General features: G+C 66.7%; 22 protein-coding genes. 6 read left to right on the top strand and 16 right to left on the bottom strand.

The features are described from left to right. The 15 genes from CFR72_RS08660 to CFR72_RS08590 all read right to left on the bottom strand — a co-directional run. Window positions 1-635 (bottom strand): hypothetical protein (locus CFR72_RS08660; protein WP_408869963.1); only part of this gene is annotated, 635 nt, incomplete at its 3' end. Window positions 636-756: 121 nt separating this feature from the next. Next, complete coding sequence (locus tag CFR72_RS17530) at window positions 757-1,248, bottom strand: hypothetical protein (protein WP_110913573.1); 492 nt, start codon at window positions 1,246-1,248, stop codon at window positions 757-759. Then, the gene (locus CFR72_RS08650; RefSeq protein ID WP_110913572.1) at window positions 1,248-1,685 is read right to left on the bottom strand and encodes a phage tail fiber protein; all 438 of its coding nucleotides are present in this window, start codon (window positions 1,683-1,685) and stop codon (window positions 1,248-1,250) included. The genes CFR72_RS17530 and CFR72_RS08650 overlap by 1 nt, the downstream gene beginning before the upstream one ends. 3 nt (window positions 1,686-1,688) lie before the next feature. Beyond that, the gene (locus tag CFR72_RS08645; RefSeq protein ID WP_110913571.1) at window positions 1,689-3,077 is read right to left on the bottom strand and encodes a DUF3383 domain-containing protein; all 1,389 of its coding nucleotides are present in this window, start codon (window positions 3,075-3,077) and stop codon (window positions 1,689-1,691) included. Window positions 3,078-3,080: 3 nt separating this feature from the next. After that, window positions 3,081-3,617, bottom strand: a complete 537-nt coding sequence (locus CFR72_RS08640) for a phage neck terminator protein (RefSeq protein ID WP_146220690.1) — start codon at window positions 3,615-3,617, stop codon at window positions 3,081-3,083. Beyond that, on the bottom strand, window positions 3,584-3,949 hold the full coding sequence (locus CFR72_RS08635) for a hypothetical protein (protein ID WP_110913569.1): 366 nt from the start codon (window positions 3,947-3,949) through the stop codon (window positions 3,584-3,586). The genes CFR72_RS08640 and CFR72_RS08635 overlap by 34 nt, the downstream gene beginning before the upstream one ends. A 287-nt stretch (window positions 3,950-4,236) precedes the next feature. Beyond that, window positions 4,237-4,650, bottom strand: coding sequence for a DUF4054 domain-containing protein (locus CFR72_RS08630; protein WP_110913568.1), 414 nt, complete (start codon window positions 4,648-4,650; stop codon window positions 4,237-4,239). Further along, entirely contained in the window at window positions 4,647-5,078 is a 432-nt protein-coding gene (locus CFR72_RS08625; RefSeq protein ID WP_110913567.1) for a hypothetical protein, read from the bottom strand. The genes CFR72_RS08630 and CFR72_RS08625 overlap by 4 nt, the downstream gene beginning before the upstream one ends. 5 nt (window positions 5,079-5,083) lie before the next feature. Further along, window positions 5,084-6,142 (bottom strand): DUF2184 domain-containing protein, encoded by a 1,059-nt coding sequence (locus CFR72_RS08620; protein WP_110913566.1) that lies wholly within the window; start codon window positions 6,140-6,142, stop codon window positions 5,084-5,086. Then, complete coding sequence (locus CFR72_RS08615; RefSeq protein WP_110913565.1) at window positions 6,142-6,882, bottom strand: structural cement protein Gp24; 741 nt, start codon at window positions 6,880-6,882, stop codon at window positions 6,142-6,144. Before CFR72_RS08615 ends, CFR72_RS08620 begins: the two co-directional genes overlap by 1 nt. Before the next feature lie 270 nt (window positions 6,883-7,152). Beyond that, window positions 7,153-8,205 carry a DUF2213 domain-containing protein gene (locus tag CFR72_RS17805; RefSeq protein ID WP_208629995.1) on the bottom strand — a complete coding sequence of 351 codons (1,053 nt, stop codon included), beginning with the start codon at window positions 8,203-8,205 and terminating at the stop codon, window positions 7,153-7,155. Continuing rightward, a complete protein-coding gene (locus tag CFR72_RS08605; RefSeq protein WP_110913564.1) occupies window positions 8,202-9,617 on the bottom strand; it encodes a phage portal protein in 1,416 nt (471 codons plus the stop codon). The genes CFR72_RS17805 and CFR72_RS08605 overlap by 4 nt, the downstream gene beginning before the upstream one ends. A gap of 279 nt (window positions 9,618-9,896) precedes the next feature. After that, window positions 9,897-11,111, bottom strand: a complete 1,215-nt coding sequence (locus CFR72_RS08600) for a PBSX family phage terminase large subunit (protein ID WP_110913563.1) — start codon at window positions 11,109-11,111, stop codon at window positions 9,897-9,899. Continuing rightward, a complete protein-coding gene (locus CFR72_RS08595) occupies window positions 11,108-11,386 on the bottom strand; it encodes a hypothetical protein (RefSeq protein ID WP_110913562.1) in 279 nt (92 codons plus the stop codon). The genes CFR72_RS08600 and CFR72_RS08595 overlap by 4 nt, the downstream gene beginning before the upstream one ends. Before the next feature lie 217 nt (window positions 11,387-11,603). After that, window positions 11,604-11,816 carry a hypothetical protein gene (locus CFR72_RS08590; RefSeq protein ID WP_146220689.1) on the bottom strand — a complete coding sequence of 71 codons (213 nt, stop codon included), beginning with the start codon at window positions 11,814-11,816 and terminating at the stop codon, window positions 11,604-11,606. Between the two features lie 474 nt (window positions 11,817-12,290). Between CFR72_RS08590 and CFR72_RS08585 the strand changes: the two genes are divergently transcribed. Beyond that, on the top strand, window positions 12,291-12,860 hold the full coding sequence (locus CFR72_RS08585) for a TetR/AcrR family transcriptional regulator (protein ID WP_110913560.1): 570 nt from the start codon (window positions 12,291-12,293) through the stop codon (window positions 12,858-12,860). Between the two features lie 102 nt (window positions 12,861-12,962). Here the strand turns inward: CFR72_RS08585 and CFR72_RS08580 are convergent, their stop codons facing one another. Continuing rightward, on the bottom strand, window positions 12,963-13,247 hold the full coding sequence (locus CFR72_RS08580; protein WP_110913559.1) for a hypothetical protein: 285 nt from the start codon (window positions 13,245-13,247) through the stop codon (window positions 12,963-12,965). A 426-nt stretch (window positions 13,248-13,673) separates the two neighbouring features. Here CFR72_RS08580 and CFR72_RS08575 point away from each other — a divergent pair, with 426 nt between their 5' ends. The 5 genes from CFR72_RS08575 (at window position 13,674) to CFR72_RS08555 (ending at window position 17,375) form a co-directional block, all read left to right on the top strand. Further along, window positions 13,674-14,024 carry a helix-turn-helix domain-containing protein gene (locus CFR72_RS08575; RefSeq protein WP_233044308.1) on the top strand — a complete coding sequence of 117 codons (351 nt, stop codon included), beginning with the start codon at window positions 13,674-13,676 and terminating at the stop codon, window positions 14,022-14,024. Continuing rightward, entirely contained in the window at window positions 14,021-14,863 is an 843-nt protein-coding gene (locus tag CFR72_RS08570; RefSeq protein WP_110913558.1) for a DUF1376 domain-containing protein, read from the top strand. The genes CFR72_RS08575 and CFR72_RS08570 overlap by 4 nt, the downstream gene beginning before the upstream one ends. Before the next feature lie 12 nt (window positions 14,864-14,875). Continuing rightward, complete coding sequence (locus CFR72_RS08565; RefSeq protein WP_146220688.1) at window positions 14,876-15,376, top strand: hypothetical protein; 501 nt, start codon at window positions 14,876-14,878, stop codon at window positions 15,374-15,376. A gap of 309 nt (window positions 15,377-15,685) precedes the next feature. After that, window positions 15,686-16,189, top strand: coding sequence for a hypothetical protein (locus CFR72_RS08560; RefSeq protein WP_146220687.1), 504 nt, complete (start codon window positions 15,686-15,688; stop codon window positions 16,187-16,189). Between the two features lie 538 nt (window positions 16,190-16,727). After that, window positions 16,728-17,375, top strand: coding sequence for a hypothetical protein (locus CFR72_RS08555; RefSeq protein WP_110913555.1), 648 nt, complete (start codon window positions 16,728-16,730; stop codon window positions 17,373-17,375). The last annotated feature ends 7 nt before the right edge of the window (window positions 17,376-17,382 follow it).

Below are 17,382 nucleotides of genomic sequence, written 5' to 3'. Positions count from 1 at the left end.
CGGGACGCGGGCGTGGACGCGGGCGTGGGCACGCGTGGGGGGGCGGGTGCGTCGTGCGTCACGGCCACGATGGCGGCCCTCGGCACTGGTCGCCGCCCCCCCGCCATCCGTGCGGCGGCGGCCATCGCATCGTGCGCGCGGTGCCGCGAAACCATGGGCGGGGCGAAGGCTGCGGCGGCCTGTGCCGCGCGGCGCGACACGGCATGCGCCCGGCCCGCCGTCCATGCCCCCGTCGTCCATGCCGCCGCCGCCAATGGTTCGTGTTCCGATGTTTCCCGCCCCGGCGGCTCCCGCTCTGGCAGTTCGTGTTCCGGTGGTTCGTGTTCGGGCGCCATCCGTCCGGGTGGCACAGGCCCCGGCGCCCCACCGCCGGCCATCGCGCCGCCGGGGGACGGGACGGGGGATGCGCCACGCGACAGGGCGGGCGGCGCCATGACGAGACCGCCCATGACGGCCCGCCGCAGGACGCCCCCCACCCCGCCCGCAAGCATGTCGAGCAGCGCGCGCAACGCCCTTGCATCCAGCCTGCGCCGCCCCTGCCCCGCCGCCAGCGCGACCAGCATGCGCCGGCTTCGCGCGGCATGGTCGGGGGACAGCGCCTCATGCCATGCGTTCAGACAGGCGGCAGGGGTCATGGCACTCATTCCTCCGTCATGCGGTTGCAGGCATCCACCGCCGCGATTTCCAGCAGGTCATACAGGTCTTCGGTGTCATACACGTCCTGCAGTTCATGCAGGCGCGCCAGGCGCGACGCGATCACGCAGGCGATGGCGCGCGAGACGTTGGCGCACTCCGCGCGTCTTCGCCCACCGCCAGCAGAAGCTGGGCTACGGGGAGGAAGATGAACACGCTTGCGCCGGAAAAAAAATCCGTGTGCAGCTTCATCGCCTCCATCTGCAACAGGCCCACGGTCCCGACCTCCTGTATGTCGGCGGGGATGACCGGCTGCGGGGCGGGATGGGCGGGGTCGCGGATGATGCGTACGCACTGCATCAGGCGGTCCAGCAGCGTGTCCGCCGCCTCCGGCGCCATCATGCCGAAGATGCGCATGCCCGCCTCGGCAATGCTGCCCATCCCCTCCGCCGCGTCGTCGCCATCGGGCGCACGGTAGCCACCGGCAAGTGCTGCATGCAGCACATGGCGGCCCCAGCGGTCGGCGTCGAACGCGCTCATGCGGGTGATGACGAAGACCTTGCCTTGGTCCTCGCCCTCCTCCGCCACGGTGTATTCGATGGATTTCAGCGCCATTACAGCGCCGCGGGCAGGACCCGCTCCCACAAAATGTCGAACCGCCGCGCATCCAGCACCCGCCCCGCACCGGGCAGCGGGCTTGCCGCACGCAGCACCCCGCGCAGCAGCGTGTAGCGCCGGCCCACGGACGGCAACTGGATTTCACCCCCGATGCGATAGATCGTGCGCGCGACATCCTGCGCCGTGACGATGGATTCAAAGACAAGGCAGCTATCCGAACTCGCGGCAAGCGAGACGGACTGGCGCACCGGCTGCGGCACCCACCCTGCGGAGAGGTAGCCATCGACCGACATCTGTGTCTCCACCAGTTCGCGCTGCTCCACCTCGAACGCGCGGTCGGCGCTGTAATTCGACAGCGTGACGGGCGCGTTGAACAGGCTGCTCACGGTAATGGTAAAGACCGAGTTGGCGTCGGAAATGTTATAGTCGCTCATGGATTACTGCACCTCCAGCGAAGACAGGCTGATGGACTGGACCGACCCGCCATCGGTGTACCAGAACTGGCACGGGGGCGAGGCCCGCGATGCGCGCACGGTGGCGGCGGCGGTGGAGGCACCAGGCAGGAAATACCATCCCCGCGTCGCCAGCGTGTCGGAAATGGTCCGCCCCGCCGCGTTGTTGACCTGCTGCTGCTGCGCCGCCGTCAGGGTGACGCCCGCGCGGATCAGCCCGAACGCCAGCGCCTGGTTGATCGTGTCCTGCACGCTTGCGGCAATCAGCACGTCGCCATCGGCATTGTACGGAATCTGCCCGGTATTGAGCAGCAGGTTCGCAAGTGCCAACTGGAACGCACCGTTGAGCCACACCTGCCCGATATAGCTGTCGGCCCACGCGAACGGCCCCGACACCGCGCCATCGGACAGGAACTGGAAATCCGTCCCCGACCCGGCATAGCTGCCGTAATAGCTGTAGCCATTGGCCGCCAGCGTGGTCGCCAGCGTCGCGGTCGCCACCGTGGGGGTGATCAGGCCGTTTTGCCGGAATTTCAGCGTCGTGCGCCCCGATGTTGCGGAAAAGTCCAGCGACGCCATCCACCCCAGCGCAAGGGCTGCGACCATCGGGTCGGCATAGATGGGGGAGACGCCTGCGATGTCCTGCGCCACAACCCACGCGCCAAAGGCTTCGGTCGTGCCGGACACCGCCGCCTGCGGGTCGGTATCCCACTGCACGTACCAAAAGCGCGAACCCTGCGCCGCTGTCCATTGTGCGAACGCCTGCTTGTCCGAAAGCGACGGCTCGAACGCGGTGGTGAAGCCGGTCCAGTCCGCATTGCCCGCCACCAGCGCATCCATCACCGTCCCCGGCGTGGCGCCCGCCGCGGGGGCAGAAAGTGTAACGGTCGGGACAGAGGTATAACCGCTGCCGCCCGCGCTGACCGCAATCGCGGTGACAACGCCATCGGTTACCGTCGCCGTGGCGGTGGCCCCGGTGCCGCCGCCGCCCGACAGGGTGACGGTGGGGGCGGTGGCATACCCGCTGCCGCCATCGGCAATCGCGATGGACTGCACCGCACCTGCCGACAGCGTGGCGGTGGCCGTGGCCTGCGTCGCATCGGCAAAGGCGGGGCACGCGGCCATCAGCAGGGTGGACGGCGTCTGCGCCGCGTTGGTGTAGCCCGTGAAATAGACCTGCGCCATGTCGTATTCGACGCTGTCCTCGCCACACATCGCCGCGACATCGGCGGCGGAGGTGAACACGGTGACGCCGGACGCGGGCAGCCCCGCATTGCGCGACAGCACCAGCCCGTTGAGGAACGCGACACCGCCCCCCGCCGCAAGGACGCCGGGCGTGACCCGGACGATGGAAGAAACAGGAATGCCGGCCATATCTTACTCCGGTGGAAAGGTTGCGTCGGTCTCGAAAATCCCGACATTGAGTGTGTCCGCGAACTCCTGCGCGAAGGTCGCGGTGAAATTGACCTGCAATGACAGCGTGACCTGCCATGTGTCCTCGTACTGCGCGGCGTCGGACACGAAATCGCGCTGCACCGGTGGGTCGGCATGCAGGGGTGCGATGCTCCCGAACCCCGCCAGGAAGTCCGCACACGCCGGGTCGCGAAACAGCAGCGCCACCCGCCCCGCGCCGTCGCCTGCGCCCGGGCCATGCAGGTCCACGCGCACGTCGATGCGCTGCTGCATCCACACGATGCGGCACCCCGCGCCATAGGTCGTGCGGTTGGTGGCGATCCGCCCCCGCCCCGCCACCGTCATGATGGCGAACGTGCCGCACAGCGGGGCCACGCGGTTGACCTGCCCCACCATCACCGCGTCCGCCGACAGCGAAAGGGTGGCGCACAGCCATTGCCCCAGCGCCGTCAGCACCGTGCCCTCCGTCACGTCTGGCGGCGCACCATCAGCTTCGACCATGCCGTCCCCCACTGTTCCATCTGGCGCACGACAAGCCAGTCCGCGCCGTCAAAATTCACCATGTCCCCGCCCGTGCCCGCCGCACGGTCCATGCCGCCCACGACGCCCGCGACATACACGACCCGCAGCGCGCCCTGCTGGCTCAAATCGCCCACATGCTGCAACTCGTCCGACGACAGCGCCTGCACCCAGATCGTCGCCGGGACCTCGCGATATTGCGCGGTGCGGGTGAAGTCGGCATTGCCCGCGCTGCCGGTGGACAGCTTCAGCATGGCCGGAACACCCGGCCCAACCGCGCATACCGCCCCGCAGGCCGCACCAAAGAGGTTCATGTCGGTTGGTCCTTGTTCCCTCAGGGGCGTTGCCCCCGAACCCCCACCAAAGGGCATTGCCCTTTGGAAACCATGACTTTTAACGAATCAGGGTGCAGGGAGCGCGCTCCCTGCCGGGTCCGGAGCAAGCCGCCCGGGTGTCGCATGTTCCGACTGCCTCAGGGGCGTTGCCCCTGAAACCCCACCAAAGGGTATTACCCTTTGGAAACCAGAACTTTTAACGAATCAGGGTGCAGGGAGCGCGCTCCCTGCCGGGTCCGGGCAGAGCCCGGGTATCGCCCTCATACTCACGGCCACACGGCGGCCCGCTGCGGGCGGCCGGGCACATAGCGCGCCAGGCGCAGGCGGCGCGACATGGCCCAGAACTGCGCGCCGTACGGGGTCTGGTTGAACCATGCGGCGGAAGGCGCCTGCCCCTCCATCTGGGTGCGCACGGTGATGCTGCCCTGCGTTGCGTCACTGACCCGCCCGACAAGGCTGTTGCCCTGCGCCACCTGCACCTCCAGTTGCGCGATATGCGCCACCAGCAGGTTCAGCAGTACCGCCCGCCGCGCCATATCCTGCGCGGTGCGGGCACGCGGCGAGAGGACCAGCGTGGCCTGCGCATAATATGCGGCGGCCTGCGTGGCGTTCACCTGCGCCGCCAGCAGCGGGAAACGCTGCGCCCATGTTGCGTAATCGAACGCCACGCCGCCACTCATGCCGCGTCGCGACGGGTGACGCCCACCACCGGCAGCGCATCGGGATCCAGCGGTTCCAGCCCCGTGCGGGTGCCGCCATGTTCACGCAGCCACGATGTCGCGCGATCGGCCGTGCGTTCCGCCGCGATCAGGCCATTGCGCAACGGCGCGAAGTCCGGGTTCTGCGCGCACCATGCGGTCCAGAACTCGGCCGGCACCTCCGTCCGGCCCGCCATGCCCAGCAGGCGGTTGTCGCGCGGGTGGTAACGCGGGTCGCGCCGCGCACCCGCCAGGCGCACCGACGCACGCGGCACCGGGGGCGCCATGGCACCATGCCCGCGCCGCATCTCCCCCGCGCGGGCCGCCAGCATCGCATCGTCATACAGGTCCAGCACCAGCCCGGAGGGCATGCGACACAGGACCGTGACCGTTGTGTTCGCTGTCGCCATATCCGTCAGATCCCCGTCATGGTGGCGCAGGCCTGCGGGTAGAACCACAGCGTCCCCCACGTGCCCTGCGACTTCTTCTGCCGCACGGAGGTGGAGTGACGCTCCACCGCGTGCGCGCGCATCTTTTCCGTAAAGCCGGTGGACACGCTGGCCTGTCCCTCGACCTCGTTGACGAACAACTGCATCATCGTGCTTGCCACCATGCCACCGCCCAGCGCGGTCCCGGCCTCGGGCAGGGTCTCGATGCGCAGGTTCGGCAGGCTTTCGGACAGGAGCTCGCGCAGCTTGACGTTGTACTGGTTGGCATAGAGCAGGCACTGCTGCCGCTCGGTCGGCAGCACCAGCGTCATCGGCGTCTCCAGCGTCAGGTTGCCGCCCATCTGGGTCACAAGCTGCGCATACAGCCGCAGCACGTCGTCAAAGCACTGCAACGGGTCGGACATCGCCAGCCAGTCGGCGGAGCCTGTCGCCGTGCCGTTGGCCGAAACCTTCGGCAGCGGCTGGATCGCGGCGGGCAACTGCGGGTCATTGAGCGCGCCGTAACATTCCAGCCCCGCCACCCCGAACAGGTAGGTCAGGTTCTGCTGTTTCCCCAGCACGGAGATCGACGCAAGGTTGCGCTGGTTCACAAGGTCGATGCGCGCGGCCCCCATGCGCGCGACCTCGCGCTCGCCCCAGCGGGTCCAGGTCTGGTAATGAAAGGACTGGCGGCTGATCCAGTTGGCGTTGGCGTCCACCTCGCCATCGGCGCTGTAATCGCCATACGCCGCCGTGCGCCCCGACAGTTCGACAACCGGGAACATCGCCGTGTCCGTGACCCAGTCGCCCTTGCGCACCTCGCCATAGATCTGGGCCGCGCGGGTGGGCGCGATCAGCGCGCGGATCACCACCGGGTCGGTATAGGTGGTGAAGATGGCCGGGACGCCGGAATTGGCCGCCGTCACCGCACCATCGGCATCCATCGCCAGGCCGCCTTCGGGAAAATATTCCCGCACGCCATCAAGGTGGATGCCATACTGCCGCGCCAGCACCGGCGCGTCGTTGCGAAACAGGGATGCGTTCATCAGGAAGCAGCTTTCGTAATGGCGATCAGGCCGCCGGTTGTGGCAGGCAGGGCAACGCGCCAGCCGGTCGCGACGTATCCGTCGGGCACGTCCGCCCCGGGGGCCGTGGCGGTAATCGTCCCGTCCGTAATGGAGGCGCAGACCACGTCCCCCCGCGCGGCGTCATCGGCACAGGCGCAGAACACGTCGCCCCCATCGGCCAGCGTGACCATGAAGCCCTGCGGAATGGTCATCGTCGCTTCCTGCAGGTACTGCGTCATCAACCCCTGCTGTTCACGCACGACAAACCCGTCAGGTGCGGCGGGCGTCGCCACCGGGGCCGCGATCGTGACCGTCGGCGCGGTGGTGTATCCCGTGCCGGGGGCCGTGACCATAATGCCCGTGACCACGCCGTTGGCAAGCGTGGCCGTGGCCTGCGCCCCGCTGCCGCCGCCACCCGACAGTGTAACGGTCGGGACAGAAACGTATCCCGCGCCGCCGGACGTGACCGCAATGGCGGACACCGCACCGGCCGCGACACTCGCGCTGGCGCTGGCGGAGGCGGTCGCATCGGACGGCGGCGTGTTCAGCACCGACGCCCCGTCCGCCTGCACCCACGCAAACGCCGCAACAGCAACGCCGCCATCACCCGCCCGCAGGCCATTCGCCCACGCCAGCACCGACCGGCGCGGGTTTTCAGACGCCCACGCACCCGGAAAGGATACGGGCCAGTTGTAATTGACCGTATTGGGAAAAGGCATGTACAGCCTCCATGTTTGTTCAGTAAAACCGCATGCGGGGGCGCTGGCCCCGGGGGCTTCGCCCCCGAACCCCCACCAAAGGGCATTGCCCTTTGGAAACCACGACTTTTAATCAGATCAGGGTGCAGGGAGCGCGCTCCCTGCCGGGTCCGGGCAGAGCCCGGGTGTTGCGTGCGACAACTGCCTCAGGGGCTTCGCCCCCGAACCCCACCAAAGGGCATTGCCCTTTGGAAACCATGACTTTTAACGGATCAGGGCGTGGGAGGACGCCTACAGCACGCGCGGCGCACGGGTCACGCCAAAGCGCGTGTTGAAATCCGGCGCGGCGTCGGCAGCCAGCGCCGCACCGGGGGCGGCGTCACGCGTGCCGATCACCATATCGAGCATCGGGCGCAGGGCCGACGCATGCACGCCCGCCACGTCATGCCCGGCCTGCGCCAGGGCATAGCGGTAGATGGCGTCCGCGCTGTCCATGCCGATCACCTCCCCCACCAGGGGGCGGACGGCGCGGCGTGCGTCCTCGATCGCGCCAAGTCGGGTGCGCTCGGCGTCCAGCGCGCGGGCCACGGCGTCGCGCACGGCGGCGTCGGACGCCATCTCCGGCGGGGGTTCTGCGGGCATTGCCGCCAGTTCCGCGCGCGCGGCCAGCAGCGCTGCCGACAGCGCATCGGGCGCGGTGTCGGGCGTCAGTGCGCCGGTGCGCAGGGCGTGGCCGATGACCTGCACCGTAAAGGTCGCATCGGGTTCGGGTATGGGTGCCATCATGTTCTCCTGTAGTGCGGAATCGGCCACCAGCACGTCCGGCCCCGCGCGCCCGGCGGGGACAAGGGCGACATGGTTGCCGCGAATGTTGCGCATCACCCCGTCATAGGGCTGTCCACGCCACCGCCCCGGCGTCATGTCCGCGTCATAGCGGTAGGCGCAGGACAGTTCGCGCCGCCCGCCATCGCGCACCATCGCGATCGCATCGGCGTCCCAGATCGCCAGCGCGTTGTCGAGGTAGGGATCATCAAAGGCGCAGTCCGTGCCGGTCGCCCCCACGGTGATGTCGCGGCGCGGGTTGTCCGCCGACACATGCGCATGGTCCGCCAGCACGGGAATGGCGTTGAACGTCGGGGCCGCGCGCGCCAGTTCGTCCGGCGCGCGTAACAGGCGGTACAGAGCGTCCGCCCGCAGGCCCAGCGCCGCATGACCGGGGATTTCCGACCCCCGGTAGGTGTTGACGCCTGCCTTTGAAATATGGGTGCGCGCGACATAAAGCCGCCCGTCCTCGTCCGTTATACGGACCGAACCGATGCGGTCATGGGCAAGGATGCCGGTCATGTCTTTCCTTTCATCGGGGCGACGCCCGCCGCCGCGCGCAGGGCGTCGATGCGGGCACGGGCATGGTCGATGTCCGCGCGCTGCGCATCGTCCATCTGCCACAGCGGCACGAACGCGAAATCCAGCCGGGGATCGACCTCCCCCCACAGATGCAGCTGCACCATGCGGAACATCCGGTCCAGCACCGGGGCGATGTGGGCCTCCTGAAATGCCGTGATCTCGTCATAGAAAACCCGGATTTCCCCATCCGACGACGCATTCAGCCCGGCAGGCTGGATCCCGAACAGCTTGACCAGCGGGATGCCGGGGATGGACGCCATGAACTCCTGCGACTGGGCCTGCAACTCGCTCAGCCCCGAAAGCGGGGTGGCGACGATGGCGAAATCCTCGTGCGTGCGGTCGATGACAAAGGTGCCGTGGTTCGACTGGTACGCATTCATCGCCTCCACCCGGCCCGTCAGGCTGTCGGTATCGACCTGCGCGGGGCCGTCCTCGTCCCCCATTGCGCCGGCCATGTCGGTCTTCAGCACCTTGGTCGCAAAGTTGCTGACCAGGTCGGACACGGACTGGCGCGTGCGCAGGAAGTTGTGGACATAGGTGCGCAGCATCTGCGTCAGGCTGGGACCGCCGAAATTGAAGGCGGGCTTGAAAATGTCCGAGACCTCGAACGGCACCATCGAAAACAGACGGCTGGCATCCACCAGCGTCCCCTGCACCCACCACGCGCGCGGGCAGAAGTAATCGGGACGCAGCGGCATGTCGGCGTTATAGCTGTCGGGCGTGGTCCACAGCGGCTCCACATTCAGAAAACGCCTGATCGCGCCACGGGCGATGCCGTTTGGACCGATCACCAGCGGCGCGCCCTGTCCCGCGCTGCTTAACGGCTGGCCCATGTCCGGCCACACATGCCCAAGGCCAAAGCCCAGCGCGTGGATCACCTGCCGGCGCAGCACCTCGCGCACGCGCAGGCGCCGCATCTCGGTACGCAGTTGCGTCATGCGCGCCAGCAGCGCATCGTCCGGCGCGTCGGTTTCGGGGGTGGTGATGCGGATCCATTCGCGCGTGGCCTCACGCGCGATGACCTCGACCGGCTTGCGGAACTCCGCGCGCTGCATCATCTGCGCCAGCAGGGGATAGCCGACAAAGCCCAGCGCATCGCCAAACGCCCCGTCGCCGTCGCCCAGGCCATCCCCGGCCCAGTCATGCACCCCCGACAGCGCCCGGTCCATCGCCAGCGCCCCCACCCCGCGCACCCCCGGCGGCGGGACATAGGGCCGCAGCCCGTCCCGCGCATCGGGCGGCAGGGTGGATGCCGCCCGGCCAAAGCGCGGCATGGCGTCCGCACGCGGCACGACACGCGGTTCACGCCGCACGCGGGGCGGCGTGGGCGCGCGGTGGAACCAGTGTTTCATGGTGTTTTTTCCCTAACCCGGGCGCTGCCCGGACCCGGCAGGGAGCGCGCTCCCTGCACCCTGATTCATTAAAAGTCATGGTTTCCAAAGGGCAATGCCCTTTGGTGGGGGTCTCGGGGGCAACGCCCCTGAGGACAGTCCTAACGTGCAACACCCGGGCTCCGCCCGGACCCGGCAGGGATCGCGATCCCTGCACCCTGATTCGTTAAAAGTCTTGGTTTCCAAAGGGCAATGCCCTTTGGTGGGGGTCTCGGGGGCAACGCCCATGAGGGACAGCGTTCAGATCCCCCGCAACGCCGCCGCCGTAAAGGCCGGCATGCGCCGACGGTTGCGGATCACGCCATCCAGCGCATAACGCAGGGCATCAATCCCGTGGTCCCACCCATCGGCCAGCACCGGCAGCACATCGCCCGTCAGACGGTCCACGCGCCACGAATACATCCGCAGTTCCCGGGCGATGTTCTCACAACGCGGATGGACGCGGATGCGGCGGAACGCACGCAGGCGGGCGATGCCGTCCTGCACCGACCCGGGCCATTTCGCCGCCGCCGTGATGCGAAAGCCAAAGCGCGTGGCAAGGTAGCTGATCGTTTCCGGCCGCGACGCATCGGCGCGCACGGGCCAGTCGCGTGATCCCGGCACCCGGTCGAACAGGGTGGCGAGTTCGTCCATCTCCACCCCCGTGGCGAACACCTCGTGGTCAACATGCACGATGTCATCGGCGATGAAACACCGCACCATCACCGTCGGATCACGCGCAAAGCCCCAGTCCACGCCAAAATACAGCCGCGCGTCGGGCGGGGTGGTGAATTCTGCCACCTCCACATGCCCGCCAAAGACCACCGCATCGCTGCGGGTCCGGCACTCGCCCTCCCACACATGGTCATAGGCATCGGGGTCGTGGCGCAGCATGCGGCGGCGTTCGGCGTCCAGTTCGGGGGGAAACCACGGGTTGTCGCGCCATCCCACCCGGCGCACGATCGCGTCCGGATCATCGCGCAGGGCACACATCATCTGGTGCATCGGCGCGTCCTCGCGCTCCGGGTTGTAGGTGAACCAAATTTCCGAACCCGGCGCGCGGATGGTCGGCAGAAGGATGTCGAGGCTCGCACGGCTCAGCGTCTGGGCTTCCTCCACCCAGCACAGGTCCACCTTCTCCGTCGATTTGATGGCCTCCACATTGCGGCCCAGTCCACGAAACAGGATTTCCGAACCGCAGGTCGTGGTCATCAGGTTTTCACGGATGCGAAACCACGGCCCCAGGCCCAGCGCCGCAATCTGGTCCGACAGAAGGCGGCGCACCGAATCGGCCATGGAGCTGTGATATTCCCGACAGCACAGGATGCGCATCGGCCGGGCGGCGGCCATGGCGACGATCACCCGCGCCACCGTCCAGCTCTTGCCGCTGCCGCGCCCGCCATACAGGATCTTGTACCGCGCGGGACGCAGCAGGCCGGCGCAGGCGGGCGGGATTTCGACACGCATCACCGTCATGCCTGCGTGTCCTGCCCCGCCGCCGGGGCGGGCCGCAGCAGTGCTGGCGCAATCAGCAGCGTCGGCGCACCCGGCGCGGGCGGGGTGTCGGCGCTGCTGGCGGCGACCTTGCCCCAGCCCCGGTCGAGCATCTCCTTTAACGCGGCAAGGCGTGTCGCCTCGCTCGACGCATGGCACGCAAGGTCCAGCAGCGCCGCCACCACCACGTCGCGATGGCCGCGCAGCACCGCCTCAAGCGCATGCTGGGGGGATGCGCCGTCGCCGTGATCGGGCATGGGCGGTCCTCCGTCATAACTTTATCCGATGAAAATACCGGCATTTGCGGGAACCGCCCCCTTTTTACGAAAGCGGTGTCCCGGATACATCCTGGCATGTGGCTGGTGCCTCAAGGTCGCGGGCGCACCCTTGACCGAGTAAGCGCAATATGTCGCGAAACCTGACATCCCTCAAGCAAAAAACGAAACCGCGCCCCGGCACGCCGACAGACCGAAGTCAGTCCCACTGTATCGCGGCGGCTTCGTGGATGATGACCCATTTCTGAAATTCGTTGATGGTTTCATAAATAATGCCATCGTCGGGTTTCTGCGTGTCGGTCACGAACCCGACCCGACCGATGGAACATTCCAGTACGATCCGTTTTTCCCGGCCCCGGAACAGGGGGGTCCAGATCTGTCCGCCACAAACATGGAAATGATGATGCTTCATGATCAGCATATCTCCCGCACTCGCCTGAAAATGGATTGCATCCATATGGATAAATAAAGGTTAACGCGCGACAATAATCCAGGAATTTCGCCGGATTTTCGTCGAATATTCACGGCCGGACCTGTCCGCCATACAAAACAGCCATGGCAGGCATACGTGGTTTTCAATATGAACGGTGATCATATTCCGGCTCCTGAAGACCGGGATGCATAAAAATTTTGATGCATTTCGTTTCTACTTTTATAGATACATCCAGAATATCAGTTTTTACATCGCAATACTGAACTTTGTACAAAAACGATCCATATTCGTTTCGTTTGTGCCTGGCAACACAAATGTCGTTCAAATCCGCATCCCGTTCCCCTGCCCGTCACGTGACGCACATGTGCAACGCAATGGGGGTCTGTTCCGTTGGGGCTGCACTTATTGTAACCTGCGCGGGCGAGACTGACGCCAGAACGGACAAGGACACCCATGAGCAGCCCCCTTCCCGATCATGCCGAAACCGTTGCCCGGATTGGGGAACTGTTCCGCACCCACGGATATGCCGGCACGTCACTGTCGCAGATCACGCAGGCCACCGGCAAGGGCAAGGGAAGCCTGTACCATTTCTTTCCCGTCGGAAAGCAGGACATGGCCGAACAGGTCCTGGCCCAGGTCGAAGGCTGGTTCAGCGCCAACGTGTTCACCGTGCTGGACACCGCCGCGCCGGATGACGCGATCGCGCGCATGTTCGCTGCCGTGACGCAGTGGTACCGCGCGGGACGGCGCGGCAGCCTGTTTGCCGCCTTCACGCAGGAGGCCGCGACCCGTGCCCTGTTCGCCCGCCGGATCGAGGTGTTCTTCCGCCGCTGGGTCGTGGCATTGCGCAACATGCTGCGCCGCGCTGGCGTGACCGGGGGGCAGGCGACCTACCTGGCCGAAGACACCATCGCCGCCATCCATGGCGCCCTGATGCTGGCGCAGGGGCTGGACACGCCGCGCCTGTTCACCCGCATGATGGACCGCGCGCAGGAGACGCTTTACAACGCGCTGCCGCAATAGGGGATTTCGGGAAGGGCCGGTGGGCCTTTTCCACAGATTCTGGGGAAGGATTCACGCACAATCCTGTGGATAACGGGTAAGTACCCCCTGAATCACGGGAGGTCATCCCCCACACAGCCGCCGGTCCCGCGCGGCGTCGGAGGCATCGGCCGCGCGGTTTTCCGCCGCGTCATGCGCACGGTCCGCGGCCTCCTGCCCCACCCGCGCCAGCGCCGTGCGCAGGGTATCGCACTCATCCTCCAGATAGCCCAGCAGGTCCGCCCCGTCATACGTCCCGTCAAAGCGCGTGGCCGACAGTTCCGCCCGGATCTGCCCCAGTCGCACCAGACGCGCCAGCAACTGCGCCTCATACCGCATCGCCCACGCCTCCACTTCCCCAAACCGCATGACCGTGCCCTCCTGATGTCTGGTCCGAGGCATGATTGTGCGATTTTTATGCACAAAGGCACAAGGGGGAAGGTTGTCGGCGCACGCCACACCCGGGCGGCTTGCTCCGGACCCGGCAGGGAGCGCGATCCCTGCACCCTGATTCGTTTGAAAGTCGTGGTTTCCAAAGGGCAATACCCTTTGGTGGGGGTTCGGGGGCAACGCCCCTGAGGCAGTCGGCACACGTCACACCCGGGCGGCTTGCTCCGGACCCGGCAGGGAGCCTGCTCCCTGCATCCTGATCTGTTTAAAAGTCATGGTTTCCAAAGGGCGATGCCCTTTGGTGGGGGTTCGGGGGCAACGCCCCTGAGGACACGGACCGCCACCGTGCAAAAATTTCGCTTGCCTTTCGTGCGCATTTATCGCACACCAATCTGTATGAAAAAAATGCACACACAGCCGGACCGAGATCCGGCCCCCTGCATCCGGGCGGCGTCACCGCGTCCGGGTGCGGGCCGCCGCACGCGCCCGCCGCGCATTGACTGGTCCCGCCTGGACCCGGAGGTCGCGCGCCTGCGGGCAGGCGGCCTGAGCAACCGGGAGACGGCGCGCCGCCTGAACCTGAACGTCAAGACGATGGAGACACGGTTGCGGCACCTGCGCCTGCACCGGGCGGGCACGCATGCGACCCTGCGCACGGACGAGGTCCGGCGCACCTGCCTGAACTGTGACGCGCCGTTCATTGCGGATGGGCGTTTCCTGCGCCTGTGCCCGACCTGCCGGACGATGTTTGGATGAACGGCGAAACCGATATCCCCCCCAATGCCCCGGCCCCGCTGTCGCCGCCGGAATGTGACCTGCGCGGGTATGACTTCATGCCCCTGTTCGGGCATCGCCTGTTCTGCGGGCGGCTTTATACCCAGTGTACCGATGCGGAATTCCGCGCGGCCCTGCGCCTGTGGTGGGCGGCGTGGAACCAGGTCCCGGCCGGCAGCCTGCCGCGCGATGACCGTGCGCTGGCGACGCTGGCGGATTTCGGGCGCGACCTGCGGGCGTGGCGGCGGGTGCGGGGGCGGGCGCTGGACGGGTTCGTCGCCTGTTCGGACGGGCGTCTGTACCATCCGTTACTGGCGCGGGAGGCCGTGCGCGCCCATGTCGGCCGCCTCCGGGCGCAGCGCCGCCGCAATGACGATGCCGAACGCCTGCGCCGCTGGCGTGATGCGCGCGCCGATGCCCTCGACATGCCCAGCGACACACACGACAACACGCCCGCGAAACGCGTTTCATCCGGCGTGGACAGCAACAGTCAGAGTGACAGTGACCCCACCGCCGCGCGCCCCGCGGCGCGTCCGCCGGGGGCCGGCGCGCGGGATGTGGCGGGGATGATCGCACGCACGGGCGACCTGACCGGGCGCGGGACGCGGCAGGCGCGCGCACTGGTGGGGCAGTGGATGAAGATGGCGGGGGATGACGCGGCGTTGCTGGACGGGGTGCTGCATGATGCGCAGGCCCTGCGCCCGGCGGACCCGGTGGCGTGGGTCCGTGCCTCCCTGCACCAGCGCACCGGCGGCGATGGCACGGCGCGCGCCACGCACCTTGCCGCGTGGGACGCGATCCCGAACCTGCGGGGGATCTGAATGATGCACGACATGACCACCGCGCATGCGCACATCCCCGCCACCGTGCCCGACGGGTGCGCGTGGCGTCCGGCGACGGGCGATGTCGGCGGACTGGTGGCGGCCCTGCGCGCGGGGATCGCCATCCTGCCGCGCGACCTGACGCCCACGCGCCTGCACGCCCTGCGCACGCAGATGGCCCACGCCGACATCGCCGCCCGCCCCGCCCCGCCGGTGGTCATTGCCGCGTGGCTGAAGAAACTTGCCCCACTGGTCAGCAACCCGCCGCCATCCGCACTGGTGGTCGGACAGACCGCCGCGATTGCCGAGGTCTGCGCCGACATCCCCCTGGGCGCATGGACGCCCGCCACCCGCATGGCCTGGTGCCGGCAGCCACCCCGCAACGGATACCCCACCGGCGCACGCTGGCCCGCGCCCGGCGAACTGCACGCCCTGCTGTACCCAACGGCACAACGCATCCGCACGGAGCAGCATTACCTGCGGCGGTTGCTGGCATTGGGGGAGCGGGCGTGAAGGGTGCCCTCATGGGCTTTGCCCCCGAACCCCCACCAAAGGGCATTGCCCTTTGGAAACCATGACTTTTAACGAATCAGGGTGCAGGGATCGTGATCCCTGCCGGGTCCGGGCAGCGCCCGGGTGTGGCATGTGCCGACTGCCTTCAGGGGCTTTGCCCCCGCACCCCCACCAAAGGGTATTACCCTTTGGAAACCATGACTTTTAACGAATCAGGGTGCAGGGATCGTGATCCCTGCCGGGTCCGGAGCAAGCCGCCCGGCTTCCTCAACATCCTTACAGCACAACCCGTTTTCAGGAATCCCCCACATGCCCCGTCTTCACTCCCCCACCTCCCCGCGTCCCGACATGGGCGCACCCGGCCCGGCTGCGCGGGCGCGGGAGGTCGTGTACGACATGGTCGTCACCACGCCACACACCCCGGCGCAGGCGGTGCGGCGGGTGCGGTGCGAATGTATGCTTGACCGGCTGTTTTACCGCGCCAACAGCGCCATAGATCCCGCACAGTATCGCGCTGGCCTGCGCTTTCGCGGGTTGTGGGCGCGCGCGGCGCGGCAGACGCCCCTGACGCAGTCCTATCGCCCCACCACGGGGGCCACGCGCGGCCCGGCGGGCGGGCATGACCCGGTGACGTGGGCGGTGCTGGAACTGAACGAGGCCCTGTCATGCCTGAGCGCAGCGCAGCGCCGCGCCGTCATCGCCACATGCGGCATGGACGAACCCGTCGGCCTGCGCACGCGCACGCTGCGCGCGGGACTGAATGCGCTGGACACGTTCTGGCGCAGGGCCGCGCATGCAACCCCAGACGCATGAATGGCCCCCTGCTTCGTCAAACATCATGGTTTCCAAAGGGCAATGCCCTTTGGTGGGGGTGTCGGGGGCAAAGCCCCAGAGGCCGTGCCGTATGGGGAATTTCCGTGGTGAGACAGGAAACCCGTCAGGTGACGTCGCACGTGACTGCCGATGCCTGCGAAAGGCAGGAAATCAGGAACAATCCGGCGCATGACATCGCGACCGGAAAGGGAACCTGACCCCCGCCAAGTGTCCATGACAGGGCGGGGATAGGGATGCGGTGCGCAACCGCGCGGAAATGGAACTGGCCGTCATGGCATGGAAAAGCCGCAACCCCCGACCCGTTTCGGCCAAATAATGGTCTTTACAGGGCAATACCCTTTAACGGGGTTTCAGGGGCGTTGCCCCGGAGGCACAAAACACTGTCATACTCACCTATTTACGGGCCATACCGGAAAAGGTGTGTCAATCGCATATTTTTTCGGGGAAGGGTTTTCCCACGATATGAAACATTCTATCACGACATGATTACAGCACTCAGCCGGAATTGGACAAATAGATGGTCGATATTACGCTTTCACGCGGCACAAAGATCTGGATCAAGGGCATTCATGGTACGGTTGCTGGCAACCAGAAATGGTCGGAGACACATGTCTATGGAAGCGCGCGGAGAGGCATAAGCAGCAGCAGCGTCGAGCGTGGAGAGTTCTGGGTCATCGCCGAAAGCGGCAGGGAAACGGAGATCACCCTTGATGTCCCGGTCAGGGCCGGACAGGAAGTCACCGTATTGTGGGGCGGCGTTGAGGGGCAAGATACTGGTCCTTACCTGATGGTCCGCAACGAAGCGGCCGGGACCACCCAGATGGTGATGTCCATATCCGGGCGCGGGTACGGAAACCCACTATTCGCCGCCTATGCCAGCCGGGAACTGCGGATGCACAACTGGTTCGAGATACCCAGCCTCATATTAGGGATCTGTGGCGTACCCTACTTCCTGATAACGTTTATAGGCAACCTCATGCAGCACGGCACGAGGGGGCCATGGCTCTCGGAATTACTTTGGGGGTTTATGATTTTTTTCCTGATCTATAAGTTTTACAAGCTCGAACGCTCCTTCCCCCGCCTCCAGCAGGAACTGAAATCCGAAATATCGGCCATCTGCACCAGGCTGCTCGACGACCCGGCCTTCATCAAATCCATCAGTTGAACACTCT

The organism is Gluconacetobacter entanii, from assembly GCF_003206495.1.
GTDB classification, from domain to species: domain Bacteria; phylum Pseudomonadota; class Alphaproteobacteria; order Acetobacterales; family Acetobacteraceae; genus Novacetimonas; species Novacetimonas entanii.
Note: the sequence above shows the minus strand (reverse complement) of the source record. Positions and strands in the feature narration are given on the sequence as shown.

Excerpts from the sequence above, each read along its gene's own strand:
- CFR72_RS08605 (WP_110913564.1), bottom strand. The coding sequence starts at position 9,617 with ATGAAACACTGGTTCCACCGCGCGCCCACGCCGCCCCGCGTGCGGCGT.
- CFR72_RS08640 (WP_146220690.1), bottom strand. The coding sequence starts at position 3,617 with ATGGTCGAAGCTGATGGTGCGCCGCCAGACGTGACGGAGGGCACGGTG.
- CFR72_RS08590 (WP_146220689.1), bottom strand. The coding sequence starts at position 11,816 with ATGAAGCATCATCATTTCCATGTTTGTGGCGGACAGATCTGGACCCCC.
- CFR72_RS08630 (WP_110913568.1), bottom strand. The coding sequence starts at position 4,650 with ATGAGTGGCGGCGTGGCGTTCGATTACGCAACATGGGCGCAGCGTTTC.
- CFR72_RS17805 (WP_208629995.1), bottom strand. The coding sequence starts at position 8,205 with ATGACCGGCATCCTTGCCCATGACCGCATCGGTTCGGTCCGTATAACG.
- CFR72_RS17530 (WP_110913573.1), bottom strand. The coding sequence starts at position 1,248 with ATGGCGCTGAAATCCATCGAATACACCGTGGCGGAGGAGGGCGAGGAC.
- CFR72_RS08595 (WP_110913562.1), bottom strand. The coding sequence starts at position 11,386 with ATGCCCGATCACGGCGACGGCGCATCCCCCCAGCATGCGCTTGAGGCG.
- CFR72_RS08620 (WP_110913566.1), bottom strand. The coding sequence starts at position 6,142 with ATGAACGCATCCCTGTTTCGCAACGACGCGCCGGTGCTGGCGCGGCAG.
- CFR72_RS08650 (WP_110913572.1), bottom strand. The coding sequence starts at position 1,685 with ATGAGCGACTATAACATTTCCGACGCCAACTCGGTCTTTACCATTACC.
- CFR72_RS08575 (WP_233044308.1), top strand. The coding sequence starts at position 13,674 with ATGCACACACAGCCGGACCGAGATCCGGCCCCCTGCATCCGGGCGGCG.
- CFR72_RS08635 (WP_110913569.1), bottom strand. The coding sequence starts at position 3,949 with ATGAACCTCTTTGGTGCGGCCTGCGGGGCGGTATGCGCGGTTGGGCCG.
- CFR72_RS08585 (WP_110913560.1), top strand. The coding sequence starts at position 12,291 with ATGAGCAGCCCCCTTCCCGATCATGCCGAAACCGTTGCCCGGATTGGG.
- CFR72_RS08645 (WP_110913571.1), bottom strand. The coding sequence starts at position 3,077 with ATGGCCGGCATTCCTGTTTCTTCCATCGTCCGGGTCACGCCCGGCGTC.
- CFR72_RS08615 (WP_110913565.1), bottom strand. The coding sequence starts at position 6,882 with ATGCCTTTTCCCAATACGGTCAATTACAACTGGCCCGTATCCTTTCCG.
- CFR72_RS08580 (WP_110913559.1), bottom strand. The coding sequence starts at position 13,247 with ATGCGGTTTGGGGAAGTGGAGGCGTGGGCGATGCGGTATGAGGCGCAG.
- CFR72_RS08600 (WP_110913563.1), bottom strand. The coding sequence starts at position 11,111 with ATGACGGTGATGCGTGTCGAAATCCCGCCCGCCTGCGCCGGCCTGCTG.
- CFR72_RS08625 (WP_110913567.1), bottom strand. The coding sequence starts at position 5,078 with ATGGCGACAGCGAACACAACGGTCACGGTCCTGTGTCGCATGCCCTCC.
- CFR72_RS08565 (WP_146220688.1), top strand. The coding sequence starts at position 14,876 with ATGACCACCGCGCATGCGCACATCCCCGCCACCGTGCCCGACGGGTGC.
- CFR72_RS08570 (WP_110913558.1), top strand. The coding sequence starts at position 14,021 with ATGAACGGCGAAACCGATATCCCCCCCAATGCCCCGGCCCCGCTGTCG.
- CFR72_RS08555 (WP_110913555.1), top strand. The coding sequence starts at position 16,728 with ATGGTCGATATTACGCTTTCACGCGGCACAAAGATCTGGATCAAGGGC.
- CFR72_RS08560 (WP_146220687.1), top strand. The coding sequence starts at position 15,686 with ATGCCCCGTCTTCACTCCCCCACCTCCCCGCGTCCCGACATGGGCGCA.